We start from the raw sequence: 14,122 nt of genomic DNA on the forward strand, positions 1-14,122 counted from the left end.
CTGTGCGGGGAAGGACTGCCGCGGCGCAGGTCATTTACGGGTGACGACGACGGGGTCCCGCCTCGGTGGAAGGCGGGACCCCGTCGTCGTACGGCCAAAGGCGTCAGCGCGAGCGCTTGGCGAGCCTCTCGACGTCCAGGAGGATCACCGCGCGGGCCTCCAGGCGGAGCCAGCCGCGGCCCGCGAAGTCGGCGAGCGCCTTGTTGACGGTCTCGCGGGAGGCGCCGACCAGCTGGGCCAGTTCCTCCTGCGTGAGGTCGTGCACCACGTGGATGCCCTCTTCGGACTGCACGCCGAAGCGGCGCGACAGGTCGAGCAGGGCGCGCGCGACACGGCCGGGCACGTCGGAGAAGACCAGGTCGGACATCTGGTCGTTGGTCTTGCGCAGGCGCCGGGCGACGGCGCGCAGCAGGGCGGCGGCCACCTCGGGGCGGGCGTTCAGCCAGGGCTGGAGGTCGCCGTGGCCGAGGCCGAGCAGCTTGACCTCGGTGAGCGCGGTGGCGGTCGCCGTGCGCGGGCCCGGGTCGAACAGCGACAGTTCGCCGATCAGCTCCCCGGGGCCGAGGACGGCGAGCATGTTCTCGCGCCCGTCGGGGGAGGTGCGGTGGAGCTTCACCTTGCCCTCGGTGACCACATAGAGGCGGTCGCCGGGGTCGCCTTCATGGAAGAGGGCGTCGCCTCGCGCGAGGGTCACCTCACTCATGGAGGCGCGGAGCTCCGCGGCCTGCTCGTCATCGAGCGCCGCGAAGAGCGGGGCGCGCCGCAGAACGTCGTCCACGAGTTCTCTCCTTGTCGACCTGCTCAGGGGACCGTGCTCCCCCTTGGTACCAGGGGACCGTGTTCCCCATCTTGCCGGACGGTCCAAACAGTGTGATCAGTCACAAGTCTGCCGCACTGGCGTCCCGACGAGTGCGGCAGGGGGCCAATTGGGGGCCGATCTTCAGGGTCCGGGGCAGATGTCGGTGCCGGGCTTTAGGCTGGCCGGGTGTCCAAAACGCCGGTGAGAGCACAGGCCAAGGGGGCTGGACGGGTGGGTGTACGTCGCAATTCCGCTGTGGGCGAACAGGCCCCCGGCGGAACCGAAGAACAGGCGAAAGCGGCAAAGTCGACGCCGGTGAAGGCGGTGCCGAGGACGGCGTCGAAGGCGGCATCGACGGCCGCCGAAGGGAAGAGCGCGAAGAAGGCGGCCCCGCGGACCGCCAAGAAGGTGACACCCGCGAGAACGGCCGCCAAGAAGGCGACCCGAGCCGAAGCGACCCCGGCCGAAGCGACCTCCGGAAGGACGGCCTCCGGGAAATCTGCCTCGAAGAAGGCCGTTCCGGTGAAAGCCGCCTCCAAGAAGGCGTCGCCCGGCGCAGCCGTCTCCAAGAAGAAGACGACGACCGCCGCCCCCGTGCCGCCGCGGAACGAGTCGCACACCGCCCTCGTCCGCCGTGCCCGCCGGATCAACCGCGAACTCGCCGAGGTGTACCCGTACGCCCACCCGGAGCTGGACTTCGAGAACCCCTTCCAGCTCGTCGTCGCCACGGTCCTGTCCGCGCAGACCACCGACCTGCGGGTGAACCAGACGACTCCGGCGCTCTTCGCCAAGTACCCGACCCCCGAGGACCTCGCCGAGGCCGACCCGGAGGAGGTCGAGGAGATCCTGCGTCCGACCGGGTTCTTCCGGGCCAAGACCAAATCCGTCATAGGGCTCTCCAGGGCCCTGAGGGACGACTTCGGGGGCGAGGTGCCCGGCCGCCTCGAAGACCTCGTGAAACTGCCCGGAGTGGGCCGCAAGACCGCCTTCGTCGTGCTCGGCAACGCCTTCGGGCGGCCCGGGATCACCGTAGACACCCATTTCCAGCGGCTGGTGCGGCGCTGGCAGTGGACCACGGAGACCGACCCGGACAAGATCGAGACGGCCGTCGGCGGGCTCTTCGCGAAGAACGAGTGGACCATGCTGTCGCACCACGTGATCTTCCACGGCCGCCGTATCTGCCACGCCCGCAAGCCCGCCTGCGGCGCCTGCCCCGTCGCCCCCCTCTGTCCGGCGTACGGGGAGGGCGAGACGGACCCCGAGAAGGCGAAGAAGCTCCTGAAGTACGAGAAGGGCGGCTTCCCCGGACAGCGGCTCAACCCCCCGCAGGCCTATCTGGACGCGGGCGGCAGGCCCGCACCCCCGCTGGGCGCCGGATGACGGAACGAACACGGTCCCGGCGGGCGTTGGGAAGAGCGGAACGGGGGTGGCGATGAAGCGCGCAGGCAACACGCAGAACACGAGCGACGCGGCGGGCGGGCCGGTGCTCAGCAAGGAAGGTCTGCCCGGCTGGCTGGACCCGGTCGCGCGGGTCGCGGAGACGGTGGAACCGCTCCAACTGAGCCGCTTCCTGCCGCCGGCGAACGGCGCTGGCCGCCAGTCCGCGGTGCTCATCCTCTTCGGCGAGGGCCCGCGCGGCCCCGAGCTGCTCCTCATGGAACGGGCGGGCACCCTCAGGTCGCACGCCGGGCAGCCGTCCTTCCCCGGTGGCGCCCTCGACCCCGAGGACGGCGACCCGAGGACCGAAGGGCCGCTGAACGCCGCCCTGCGCGAGGCCGAGGAGGAGACCGGCCTCGACCCGAGCGGCGTCCAGCTCTTCGGCGTACTGCCCAAGCTGTACATCCCGGTCAGCCGGTTCGTGGTCGCCCCCGTCCTCGGCTGGTGGCGCCGCCCGACGCCGGTCGGCGTCGTCGACCCGGGCGAGACGGCCCGGGTCTTCACCGTCCCCGTGGTGGATCTCACGGATCCCGCCAACCGCGCGACCACCGTCCACCCCAGCGGTCACCGAGGCCCGGCATTTCTGGTCGAATCGGCCCTGGTCTGGGGTTTTACGGCCGGAGTGATCGACAAGATCCTGCACTTCGCGGGCTGGGAGCGTCCGTGGGACCGCGAGAAGCAGGTCCCGCTGGACTGGCGCGCGTGACAAGGTGACCTTCGTGAATGTGCTGGACATCCTGTTGCTGGTCGCCGCCGTGTGGTTCGCGATCGTGGGCTATCGCCAGGGCTTCGTCGTCGGCATCCTGTCGGTGATCGGCTTCCTGGGCGGTGGTCTCGTCGCCGTCTACCTGCTCCCCGTCGTCTGGAGCTGGACGACCGACGACAGCAAGGTGAGTACGACCGCCGCCGTCGTCGCCGTGGTCGTCGTGATCGTCTGCGCCTCCGTCGGCCAGGCCCTCACCACCCACCTCGGCAACAAGCTCCGGCGGCACATCACCTGGTCCCCGGCAAGAGCCCTGGACGCGACCGGCGGCGCCCTGGTGAACGTCGTGGCGATGCTGCTCGTCGCCTGGCTGATCGGCTCCGCCCTCGCCGGCACGACACTGCCGACGCTCGGCAAGGAGGTCCGCAGCTCCAAGGTGCTGCTCGGGGTCTCCCGCGCGCTGCCCGCCCAGGCCAACACCTGGTTCGCCGACTTCTCCTCGGTCCTCGCGCAGAACGGCTTCCCGCAGGTCTTCAGCCCGTTCGCCAACGAACCCATCACCGAGGTCCAGCCGCCCGATCCCCAGCTCGCCGCCAGTCCCGTCGCCATCCGCTCGCAGAACTCCATCGTCAAGGTCATGGGCACCGCCCAGAGTTGCGGCAAGGTCCTTGAAGGCACCGGATTCGTCTTCGGCGACCGCCGCGTGATGACCAACGCGCACGTGGTCGGCGGAGTCGACGAACCCACCGTCCAGATAGGCGGCGAGGGCAAGAAGTACGACGCCACGGTCGTCCTGTACGACTGGGAGCGCGACATCGCCGTACTGGACGTACCGAATCTGAAGGCGCCCGCGCTGCGGTTCAGCACCCAGGACGCGGCCAGCAGCGACAGCGCGATCGTCGCCGGGTTCCCGCAGAACGGCTCGTACAACGTCCAGCCCGCGCGCGTGCGAGGCCGCATCACGGCCACCGGCCCGGACATCTACCACCGCAAGACGGTGCGCCGCGACGTCTACTCGCTCTACGCGACGGTCCGTCAGGGCAACTCCGGCGGACCGCTGCTGACACCCGACGGCAAGGTGTACGGCGTGGTCTTCGCGAAGTCGCTCGACGACGCCGAGACCGGTTACGCGCTCACCGCGGACGAGATCCGGCAGGACATCGCCAAGGGGCGGACGGCCAACCAGCAGGTGGACAGCGACAGCTGCGCGCTCTGACCGGTGGGCGGGACTCAGCCGCGTGGATGGCGCAGCCGCACGGATACCCAGCGAGCCCGGCGCCGCAGAATATGCGGAATTCCCACACGCGGATCCGTGCCCGTCATTTGCGGGTCGCCCCCCTGACGAGAGCTCAGACCCGAGGCCGAGCGGCGATTGCGTGCTGCGTCACTGTAGTCGTGCGTCCAGCCCATACCCCGACGTCTGCCCCTGCCCCAAGGTCGATAACCTCGCCCCGACCCCTCAATTGGCCTATGCGCCAGGCAATTGGCCGTTCGGGGGACAGGTGTTCACCGTCCGCGTTCCGGACGCGACACCGGGCGCGTTGGCACGGTCACGCCGGGGTGACCGAGGTGTCACCGATCGGGTTCCGGATCCTTCAGCCAGTTGATCAGTTCGGTGGAGAAAGCGACCGGATCCTCTTCGTGCGGGAAGTGGCCGAGCCCGTCGAACAGCCGCCAGCGGTACGGCGCTTCGACGTATTCTCCCGAGCCCGCCGCGCTGCGCGTCCGCATCACCGGATCGAGTGAGCCGTGCAGATGCAGGGTCGGCACCCGCACCGGCGGCTTCATGCGCCGGTTGAACTGGATGCCGTCCGGGCGCGCCATGGACCGCACCATCCACCGGTACGGCTCGATGGAGCAGTGCGCGGTCGACGGGATGCGCATGGCCCGGCGGTACGTCTCCAGGGTGTCCTCGTCCGGCTGCCGGGGACCCGACCAGTCGCTCACCAGACGGCCCACCAGGGCGGCGTCCTCGGCGAGGAGTTGGCGTTCGGGGATCCAGGGGCGCTGGAACCCCCAGATGTACGACCCGGCCGTCGTCTGCCTGATGTCGGAGAGCATCGCGGAACGCCAGCGCCGCGGATGCGGCATGGACGACACCGCGAGCCTGCGGACGAGCTTGGGCCGCATGGCGGCCGCCGTCCACGCGAGATAGCCGCCGAGGTCGTGCCCGACCAGAGCGGCGTCGGGCTCGCCGAGGGAACGTACGACCCCGGTGATGTCGAGAGCGAGGTTGGCGGGGTCGTAGCCGCGCGGGGTGCGGTCGCTGCCCCCGACGCCCCGCAGGTCCATGGCGACGGCCCGGAACCCGGCGTCGGCGAGCGCGACGAGCTGGTGCCGCCAGGTCCACCAGAACTGCGGGAAGCCGTGCAGCAGCAGGACGAGCGGCCCGTCGCCGAGCTCGGCGATGTGGAAGCGCGCGCCGTTGGCGGCCACGTCCCGGTGCGTGACTTTGCGGCCGCCGGGAAGGTCGATCCGTACGACCGAGGTGGGTTGCGCCGAAGGTGTGGCGGGGTCCGTCATGAGGATGAGCGTGCCACAGCCTTGACGGCGTCCTCGACCGGTTCGGGCCGGGGGTGCGGCTTGGCGTTCGGCAGAACACCCGCCGTCTCCTTCACGGAGGCGGCCACCTTCTGCGGGCCCTGGCTCTTCTTGACCTTCTTCGCGAAGATCACGCCGATCAGCGCGAGCACGGCCGCGACCAGCACGTTCGCCGCGAACGACAGCAGGAAGCAGATCGCGAGATTCCAGTCGCTCCAGGTTCGGATGCCGTACGCGAGGGCGAAGCTGAGCATCGGCAGGGAGAAGATCAGGGTCATGCCGGCCGCCGAGAACGCCCCGCCACTGACGGCACCGCGCTTGACGTCCTGCTTGAGCTGAGCCTTCGCCAGCGCGATCTCGTCGTGCACCAGCGCGGACATCTCGGTCGTCGCCGCGGCGACCAACTGGCCGATGCTGCGTTCGGCACCGACCGGGCTCCCGTCGGGTGCGCTCATCGCGATCTCCCTCTTCTGCATGTGTTTGTACGGTCCTGTCAGATCATGCCGGACCGTCGTCCCCCTCGCTTGCCCCACCCGCCACTTCGGCAAGCCTGCGGTGTTCCGCGGCTTTCCGTTCGTAGATCGCGGCCATGCGCAGGTGGTACGCCGGCTTGTCCTCTTCGTAGATGTCGGGGATGCCGTCGTGGTCCTCGTCGCGCTCCTCGGCCTCGCACAGCGAGCGGTACTTGGAGTTGCGCGTCTTCAGCATCGCCGTGGCGAGTACGGCCGCGATGAACGAGCCGATCAGGACGGCGGCCTTGGTCTCGTCGGTGAGGCTCGTATCGCCTTCGAAGGCGAGCTCACCGATGAGCAGGGAGACGGTGAAGCCGATGCCGGCGAGGGTGGCGACGGCGGCGACGTCGGCCCATTCCAGGTCGTCGCTGAGCGAGGCCCGGGTGAACCGGGCCGTCAGCCACGTACCGCCGAAGATGCCGACCGCCTTGCCGACGACGAGTCCGAGCACCACGCCGAGCGTCTCGGGCCGGGTGAACACATCGTGGATCGCGCCGCCGGAGACCACGACGCCGGCGCTGAACAGGGCGAACAGCGGTACGGCGAGTCCCGCCGACACCGGGCGCACCAGGTGCTCGATGTGCTCACCGGGGGAGTGCTCCTCGCCCTCGTGCGGATGGCAGCGCAGCATCAGGCCCATGGCGACACCGGCGATGGTGGCGTGGATGCCGCTGTTGTACATCAGGGCCCAGACGACCAGTGCGAGCGGCACGTACACGTACCAGCCGTGCACGCCCTTGCGCAGCAGCAGCCAGAAGACGCCGAGGCCCACGACGGCCCCGCCGAGGGCCGCGACGTTGATGGAGTCGGTGAAGAAGACCGCGATGATCAGGATCGCGAACAGGTCGTCGACGACGGCGAGGGTGAGCAGGAAGGCGCGCAGGGCGGACGGCAGCGACGTCCCGATGACGGCGAGCACGGCGAGCGCGAAGGCGATGTCGGTGGCGGTGGGGACGGCCCATCCTTGGAGCGAGCCACCGCCGAGCACGTTGGTCAGGACGTAGACGACCGCGGGAACGGCCATGCCACAGACCGCGGCGACCACGGGCAGCACCGCGGCCTTCGGGTCCCGTAGATCCCCGGCCACCAGCTCGCGCTTCAGCTCGATCCCGGCGACGAAGAAGAAGACGGCGAGCAGTCCGTCGGCCGCCCAGTGCTCCACGGAGAGATCGAGCCCGAGGGCGGCCGGTCCGAAGTGGTAGTGCGAGACGGCCTCATAGCTGTGCGGCAGGGTGTTCGCCCAGGTCAGTGCCGCGACCGCCGCGATCAGCAGGAGCACGCCGCCCACCGTCTCGGTGCGCAGCGCGTCCGCCACGAAGTTCCGCTCGGGCAGGGACAGTCGGCCGAAGAACTTGTGGTTGGTGTTGGGGGGCGTGGCCACGGGGAGGACCTCCGGTCGAGCAGGCAGGGCGGAGTACTCGCCGACCAGACTTCCCGGCACACCACGAACGATCTTGTCGCGTCTTTGACGCTTTGCTTACTTTACCCATGGTGCGGCCGGCTCGGTGGGGGATCTTCAAGGTACGGCCGAACCGGGTGCGGGGCCCGCTGGATGGGCCGATGGGGCACTGGGCTGATCGGCATCGGCAGTCGGCGGCCGGGGCCACGAGGTTCGGCGGGCGGTCCGGGGAAATGCGTGAGGGGTGCGGGAGCACGGTGAGCGTGCTCCCGCACCCCTCAGGGCCGGGCCGGCGGGGTGCTCCCGGGTCAGTCCTGGCTGGGTGCGGCCGGCAGCTTCGCTTGGATCAGGTCCATCACGGTGGAGTCGGTGAGTGTGGTGACGTCACCGAGTTCGCGGTTCTCGGCGACGTCGCGCAGCAGGCGGCGCATGATCTTCCCGGAGCGGGTCTTGGGCAGTTCGGCGACCGGCAGGACCCGTTTCGGCTTGGCGATCGGGCCGAGGGTGGTGCCGACGTGGTTGCGCAGGTCGGCTACCAGTCCGGGGTCGTCGGCGGAGGCCGTCCCGCGCAGGATGACGAAGGCGACGATGGCCTGCCCGGTGGTCTCGTCCGCCGCGCCCACGACCGCCGCCTCGGCGACCGCGGGGTGGGAGACGAGGGCGGATTCGACCTCGGTCGTGGAGATGTTGTGCCCGGACACGAGCATGACGTCGTCGACGCGCCCGAGCAGCCAGATGTCGCCGTCGTCGTCCTTCTTGGCCCCGTCGCCGGCGAAGTACCTGCCCTCGAAGCGTGCCCAGTACGTGTCGAGGAAGCGCTGGTCGTCGCCCCAGATCGTGCGCAGCATGGAGGGCCACGGCTCGGTGAGGACGAGGTAGCCGCCACCGCCGTCGGGGACCTCGTTCGCCTCGTCGTCGACCACCGTGGCCGAGATGCCGGGCAGTGCCCGCTGTGCCGAGCCCGGCTTGGTCTCGGTGACCCCGGGCAGCGGCGAGATCATCATCGCGCCGGTCTCGGTCTGCCACCAGGTGTCGACGATCGGCGTACGGTCCCCGCCGATGTGCTTGCGGTACCAGATCCACGCCTCGGGGTTGATCGGCTCGCCGACCGACCCGAGCACCCGCAGCGAGGACAGGTCGAACTTGGCGGGGATGTCGTCGCCCCACTTCATGAACGTACGGATCGCGGTGGGCGCCGTGTACAGGATGGTGACGCCGTACTTCTGGACGATCTCCCAGAACCGGCCCTGGTGCGGTGTGTCCGGGGTCCCCTCGTACATGACCTGTGTCGCGCCGTTGGAGAGCGGTCCGTAGGTGATGTAGGAGTGCCCGGTGACCCAGCCGACGTCGGCCGTGCACCAGTACACGTCGCTCTCCGGCTTGAGGTCGAAGACGGCGTGGTGGGTGTACGAGGCCTGCGTGAGGTAGCCGCCCGAGGTGTGCAGGATGCCCTTCGGCTTCCCGGTGGTCCCGGACGTGTAGAGGATGAACAGCGGCTGCTCGGCGTCGAACGCCTCCGGCGTGTGCTCGGCCGACTGCCGTCCGACGATGTCGTGCCACCACACATCGCGGCCCTCGGTCCAGGCGACGTCCTCGCCGGTGCGGCGCACCACCAGCACCTTGTCGACCCCGTCGACCCGGCTCACCGCGTCGTCGACGGCCGGCTTGAGCGCGGAGGGCTTGCCGCGCCGGTAACCGCCGTCGGAGGTGATGACCAGTTTGGCGTCGGCGTCCTGGATGCGGGTGGCGATCGCGTCCGCGGAGAATCCGCCGAACACCACCGAGTGCGCGGCGCCGATACGGGCGCAGGCCAGCATCGCGACGACGGCCTCGGGGATCATCGGCAGGTACACGGCGACCCGGTCGCCCTTTTCGATACCCAGCTCGGTGAGGGCGTTCGCGGCCCTCGACACCTCGTCCTTGAGCTCGGCGTAGGTGATGGCCCGGCTGTCGCCCGGCTCGCCCTCGAAGTGGATGGCGACGCGGTCGCCGTTCCCGGCCTCGACATGCCGGTCCACGCAGTTGTACGCGACGTTCAGCTTTCCGTCGGCGAACCACTTCGCGAACGGCGGGTTGGACCAGTCCAGCGTCTCGGTCGGCTCGGTGGCCCAGGTCAGCCGGCGGGCCTGCTCGGCCCAGAAGCCGAGCCTGTCAGCCTTGGCCTGCTCATACGCCTCCGCGGTGACATTGGCGTTCGCCGCCAGGTCGGCGGGCGGCGCGAACCTGCGCTCTTCCTTCAGCAGGTTGGCCAGGCTTTCGTTGCTCACGACATCTCCCTTTCCCAGGGTGTCCGTTGTGTCCCAGGCCACAGCTCATCAGACCGGGGGGCCTGGTGACAAGAGCCGACCCGAAATTGGTTTAGACCTATCCTGGCCGCCGGCCCGGGCTCTCGCTCCACACGGCACACCCGCGCCCCGAGGTACGGCCCGCCGGCCTTCACGCGACCACGCGGGTCCGCACGAGTCTGCCCCCTTGTGACACGCACGTACCGGCCACCGGGTTCATTCGGGGTACCTGGCCCACCCGGCCCCACCTGGCGCCCCGGTCACCTCCGCCCGTTCGTCGGCCGGCGGTGTCGACTCTCTCGGCCAGGCGTGTCGGCGCCCCGCCCCGCGACCGTGAGCGGGGCCGGAGCCCGGGCAGCGGACGCTGTACGTGGTGCGCGGCCCCGCCGACCGGGACCGCGCACCACCGTGCGATCACGCCGGATGCCGCAGTTCCTCCGCCGTGCCCGCAGGACCGAACGCGCCTACGTGGTCGAACAGTCCGTCGCCATCGGCCTCGGCCAGCAGATACGCCTGGGCCTCCCCGACGTGGAAGTACATCCCCTGCAGTTCGAGCACGCCCTCCCGAAGGGCGCGCGCCACGGACTCATGTGCCCGCAGGTGCTCCAGTTGCTGCACCACGTTGGTCAGACAGAGCTGCTCCACCGAGTCGGCGGGTGCCCGTCCGGCGATCCGCGCCCACGGTCTGTCGTCGGCGGCCATCCGGTCCAGGCTCGGCCGCCCGTGCCGCAGCCACCGCTTGAGCGGCGTGAGCGTCCCACCCGGCTCCGACGCCAGCAAGGCCTGCATGGCGCCGCACCCGGAGTGCCCGCACACCGTGATGGACCGCACCTTCAGCACGTCCACCGCGTACTCGATGGCCGCGGCCACCGAGTCGTCCCCGCTCTCCTTTCCTGGCAACGGCACGAGGTTGCCGACGTTGCGTACGACGAAGAGGTCTCCCGGACCACTGGACGTGATCATCGAGGTGACGAGCCGGGAGTCGGCACAGGTCAGGAACAGCTGGGACGGCTGTTGCCCTTCCCTGGCCAGGCGGGCCAGCTCATCGCGCACCAGGGGTGCGGTGTTGCGCTGGAACGCGCTGATTCCGCGCGCCAGTTGATGTCCGCTCGGTCTGGCCTCGCCCAACTCCTCCTCCTGTCCGTCCGAAAGCGCCTCCGAGGGCAGGGGCCCCGGCTCGGCGGCGGCATGACACTGGTGGTTCCGCCAGGGTGTCCAGGGCCGGCAGCGGCAGTGTCTGGAGTTCGCGGGTTCGGCGATCCGCGTTCCGGTCCGCCCGCCGAGATCGACCGTGCCGCCCTGGGCGACGTGGGTGCTCTGCCAGTCCTGCAGTGACTCGTATGCCGCGTGGTCCATGAACGATCCGTCCAACCGCACGACGGCGTCCGCCCCTTGGGGCACGAGGTGCAGGGTGCGGCTGAGCCGGGGCACCGCCAGGAACGTCAACTGGCCTCGTACGTGTACGTGATGGACTCCTTCTCTCTCTTCGTGGGTGATGCGGGTGCGGCCGAGACGCTGCAGGGCGACACCGACGCCGACGGAGACCCCCAGCGCCACGCCCTCGAGAACGCCGAGGAACACGACGCCGAGCGTGGTGACGGCGTAGACCAGCACTTCGCGGTGGCGGGTGACCGTGCGGATGTGGTGCAAGGACACCATCTGGATGCCGACGGCCATCACCAGGGCGGCGAGCGACGCGAGGGGGATCAGCTCGAGGATCGGGACCATCAGCAGCGCGGCAATCACTACGAAAACGCCGTGCAGGATCGTGGAGTTCCGGCTGACGGCGCCCGCTTGCACATTCGCGGCACTTCGCACCGCGACCCCGGCGACGGGCAGTCCGCCGAGCGCGCCGGAGACGACATTGGCGGCGCCCTGCCCGAGCAGCTCCCGGTCGAGACGGGAACGCCCCACACGACCCTGGAGTTCCGGGCGGCCGCTCACCAGCTTGTCGACGGCGACGGCCCCGAGCAGCGACTGCACGCTGCACACCAGCGTCACGGTGAGGACGGCGGCGACGATGCCGAGCACCGGGCCCTCGGGCAGCCCGGCCAGCGCGTGGCTGCTCCAGGACGGCAGCTCGACCCTCGGCAGCGTCAGTCCCGCGAGGGAGGCGGTCAGGGTGGCTCCGGAGACGGCGACCAGCGCGGCGGGGATCTTGCGCAGCGCCCGCCCGGCCCGTCCGGGAAGGCGCGGCCAGGCGAACAGCAGCACCAGCGTCAGCACGCTCATCGACACCGCTGCGGACTGCAGGCGGGCCACCTGGTCCGGCAGTCCGACGAGATTGTCGAGGACGGAGCTCTGCGGGATGCCTCCCAGCACGATGTGGAGCTGGGCCACGGCGATGGTCACCCCGATGCCGGCGAGCATGCCGTGCACGATGGCGGGGCTGACGGCCAAGGCCGTACGGGCCACGCGCAGGCAGCCGAGACCCAACTGGGTGATTCCCGCCAGCACGGTGATGGCGCAGGTCGCGCGCCAGCCGTAGCGCTGGATGAGCTCGGCCGTGACGAGGGTGAGCCCGGCGGCGGGCCCGCTCACCTGGAGCGGTGAGCCGCCGAGCCGTCCCGCGACCAGTCCGCCGGCGGCGGCGGCGACAAGGCCGGCCTGGAGCGGCGCGCCGGTGGCGAGGGCGATGCCGAGGGACAGGGGGAGGGCGATCAGGAAGACCGCGATCGAGGCGGACAGATCGGCGCCCGCGACACGGAAGCGTCGGGGCGGGGTCGGCGGGGGGCTGTGGGACTGGTGAACCTGCGCGGGCCGAGTCGGGTCGGCGGCGCGGGTGGGGACGCAGGCAGACATGGTTCCCGTCTCCTCCGGGGCAGCGCGGTCGCGGAACAGGTGATCCCCCGTCCTGAGGCGGCGGGGGGCGGGTCGCGGCCGTGGGTCACGGCGTGCAGCGGCGGGATTCTTCAACGCTCGGTAAACGGATCGTAATGCAGAGTAAAGGGTCGATGCTGAAAATAGGGGCAAATGGGGTATTAATTCATCCTCTGGAGTGAAGTGGGCTTTTGATCGGCTTGTCGTACTTACTCCTTTTCGGTCCCGTGAAACCTTGGCGGCGCTGCCGGTGCACAGCCGAGCCGGCGCCCCGACCGGCGCCGCCCGACCGAGGAGAAGGAGGGCGGGACATGGCCGCCACCCAGAGGATCGCCGCGGGTGTGGCGGTCGCCGCGGCCTGCGCCACGGCGCTCGCCGGTTGCGCGGGCGCCGGCACGCCTTCCCGTGAACGCGCGCACGGTGTGAAGAGGACGGCGGGGGCCCCGGCGCCCAAGGTGGCGGTCCGCCTGATCGGCGACGGTTCCACCTCGTACACCGGGGCGCAGCCGCATCTGCCGCGGCCCGAGCGGCTGAAGCCGGGCCACAGGCCACCGCAGTTCGTCGTCTTCTCCTGGGACGGTGCCGACGAGGACAGCCAGAAGCTCTTCTCCCACTTCCGGAAGCTCTCCAGGGCCAACCGGGCGACGATGACGTACTTCCTGAGCGGCGTGTACCTGCTGCCGGAGGACAAGCGCGACCTGTACCGGCCGCCACGGCACACGCCCGGCAGCTCGGAGATCGGCTTCAACGACGTGCAGGGCATCTCGGACACCGTGAAGCAGCTGCGCGGCGCGTGGCTGGAGGGCAACGAGATCGGCACGCACTTCAACGGCCACTTCTGTGGCACGGAGGCCGGGGTCGGGCAGTGGTCGGTCGCGGACTGGAAGAGCGAGATCGCCCAGGCGAAGTCGTTCGTGAAGTCCTGGAGGACCAACGCGGGCCTGAAGAGCGCGGCTTCGCTGCCCTTCGACTACGACAAGGAACTCGTCGGCGCCCGTACCCCCTGTCTGGAGGGCCGGGAGAACTTCATGAAGGCGGCCCGCGCGCTGGACTTCCGCTACGACACCAGCGGCGTCGGCGACCAGGTCTGGCCGAAGAGGAAGGAAGGGCTGTGGGACCTGTCGATGCAGCTCGTGCCCTTCCCCGGGCACTCCTACGAGCAGCTCACCATGGACTACAACTTCATGGTCGACCAGTCGGGCACGCGGACTCAGGGCGACCCGGGCAAGCAGGAGTTCTGGGGCCGTCAGATGCGTGACGGGCTGCTGAAGGGCTTCGGCCGAGCCTACGACGGCAACCGCGCGCCACTGATCATCGGCAACCACTTCGAGTCCTGGAACGGCGGCACCTACATGCGTGCCGTCGACGAGGTCGTCGAGCGGGTCTGCACCAGGGCCGAGGTGCGCTGTGTCTCCTTCCGGCAGTTGGCCGACTGGCTCGACGCCCAGGATCCGGCCATCCTCGACAAGCTCCGCGGCCTCCAGGTCGGAGAGGCCCCGAAGCAGGGCTGGGCGTCGTTCCTCTCCGGACGCCCGGCCCCGGCCCCGAAGGGGGTCCCCGGGGCGCCCCCGCTCAGGTCCGGGGTGTCCGAGCCCAAGCCGTAGGGGTGCCCCGGGCCGCTCCGAC

General features: G+C 70.2%; 11 protein-coding genes. 4 read left to right on the top strand and 7 right to left on the bottom strand.

Features of this window, described 5'->3' with window-relative positions; genetic code table 11:
• Nucleotides 1-103: 103 nt before the first annotated feature.
• Complete coding sequence (locus OG485_RS23830; RefSeq protein WP_006382668.1) at nt 104-778, bottom strand: Crp/Fnr family transcriptional regulator; 675 nt, start codon at nt 776-778, stop codon at nt 104-106.
• Nucleotides 779-1,054: 276 nt separating this feature from the next.
• Here OG485_RS23830 and nth point away from each other — a divergent pair, with 276 nt between their 5' ends.
• From nth to OG485_RS23845, 3 genes are read left to right on the top strand one after another with little or no spacing between them, the layout of a single operon-like run.
• The gene (gene nth, locus OG485_RS23835) at nt 1,055-2,179 is read left to right on the top strand and encodes an endonuclease III (protein ID WP_443048749.1); all 1,125 of its coding nucleotides are present in this window, start codon (nt 1,055-1,057) and stop codon (nt 2,177-2,179) included.
• Nucleotides 2,180-2,231: 52 nt separating this feature from the next.
• On the top strand, nt 2,232-2,942 hold the full coding sequence (locus tag OG485_RS23840) for an NUDIX hydrolase (RefSeq protein WP_328670608.1): 711 nt from the start codon (nt 2,232-2,234) through the stop codon (nt 2,940-2,942).
• A gap of 13 nt (nt 2,943-2,955) precedes the next feature.
• Complete coding sequence (locus tag OG485_RS23845; RefSeq protein WP_328670609.1) at nt 2,956-4,155, top strand: MarP family serine protease; 1,200 nt, start codon at nt 2,956-2,958, stop codon at nt 4,153-4,155.
• 14 nt (nt 4,156-4,169) lie between these two features.
• Here the strand turns inward: OG485_RS23845 and OG485_RS23850 are convergent, their stop codons facing one another.
• From OG485_RS23850 to OG485_RS23875, 6 genes are all read right to left on the bottom strand, one after another.
• On the bottom strand, nt 4,170-4,349 hold the full coding sequence (locus OG485_RS23850) for a hypothetical protein (RefSeq protein ID WP_328670610.1): 180 nt from the start codon (nt 4,347-4,349) through the stop codon (nt 4,170-4,172).
• 162 nt (nt 4,350-4,511) lie between these two features.
• Complete coding sequence (locus OG485_RS23855; protein WP_326786483.1) at nt 4,512-5,462, bottom strand: alpha/beta fold hydrolase; 951 nt, start codon at nt 5,460-5,462, stop codon at nt 4,512-4,514.
• Complete coding sequence (locus tag OG485_RS23860) at nt 5,459-5,935, bottom strand: phage holin family protein (protein WP_326786482.1); 477 nt, start codon at nt 5,933-5,935, stop codon at nt 5,459-5,461. The genes OG485_RS23855 and OG485_RS23860 overlap by 4 nt, the downstream gene beginning before the upstream one ends.
• A gap of 43 nt (nt 5,936-5,978) precedes the next feature.
• Nucleotides 5,979-7,373 (bottom strand): Na+/H+ antiporter NhaA, encoded by a 1,395-nt coding sequence (gene nhaA / locus OG485_RS23865; RefSeq protein WP_328670611.1) that lies wholly within the window; start codon nt 7,371-7,373, stop codon nt 5,979-5,981.
• A 326-nt stretch (nt 7,374-7,699) separates the two neighbouring features.
• Complete coding sequence (gene acs, locus OG485_RS23870) at nt 7,700-9,700, bottom strand: acetate--CoA ligase (protein ID WP_328670612.1); 2,001 nt, start codon at nt 9,698-9,700, stop codon at nt 7,700-7,702.
• 390 nt (nt 9,701-10,090) lie between these two features.
• Entirely contained in the window at nt 10,091-12,478 is a 2,388-nt protein-coding gene (locus tag OG485_RS23875) for a SulP family inorganic anion transporter (RefSeq protein ID WP_328670613.1), read from the bottom strand.
• A gap of 329 nt (nt 12,479-12,807) precedes the next feature.
• On the opposite strand from OG485_RS23875, the gene OG485_RS23880 reads away from it, so the two are divergent.
• Nucleotides 12,808-14,100: a hypothetical protein gene (locus OG485_RS23880; protein WP_328670614.1), complete on the top strand. Its 1,293-nt coding sequence runs from the start codon at nt 12,808-12,810 to the stop codon at nt 14,098-14,100.
• The last annotated feature ends 22 nt before the right edge of the window (nt 14,101-14,122 follow it).

The sequence above is a fragment of the Streptomyces sp. NBC_00328 genome (genome assembly GCF_036139655.1).
In the GTDB taxonomy this organism is placed as follows: Bacteria; Actinomycetota; Actinomycetes; order Streptomycetales; family Streptomycetaceae; genus Streptomyces.

Bases quoted from the DNA above. Each gene is read 5' to 3' on its own strand.
- OG485_RS23850 (WP_328670610.1), bottom strand. From the start codon at position 4,349: ATGGGCTGGACGCACGACTACAGTGACGCAGCACGCAATCGCCGCTCG.
- OG485_RS23840 (WP_328670608.1), top strand. From the start codon at position 2,232: ATGAAGCGCGCAGGCAACACGCAGAACACGAGCGACGCGGCGGGCGGG.
- OG485_RS23855 (WP_326786483.1), bottom strand. From the start codon at position 5,462: ATGACGGACCCCGCCACACCTTCGGCGCAACCCACCTCGGTCGTACGG.
- OG485_RS23880 (WP_328670614.1), top strand. From the start codon at position 12,808: ATGGCCGCCACCCAGAGGATCGCCGCGGGTGTGGCGGTCGCCGCGGCC.
- OG485_RS23875 (WP_328670613.1), bottom strand. From the start codon at position 12,478: ATGTCTGCCTGCGTCCCCACCCGCGCCGCCGACCCGACTCGGCCCGCG.
- OG485_RS23860 (WP_326786482.1), bottom strand. From the start codon at position 5,935: ATGAGCGCACCCGACGGGAGCCCGGTCGGTGCCGAACGCAGCATCGGC.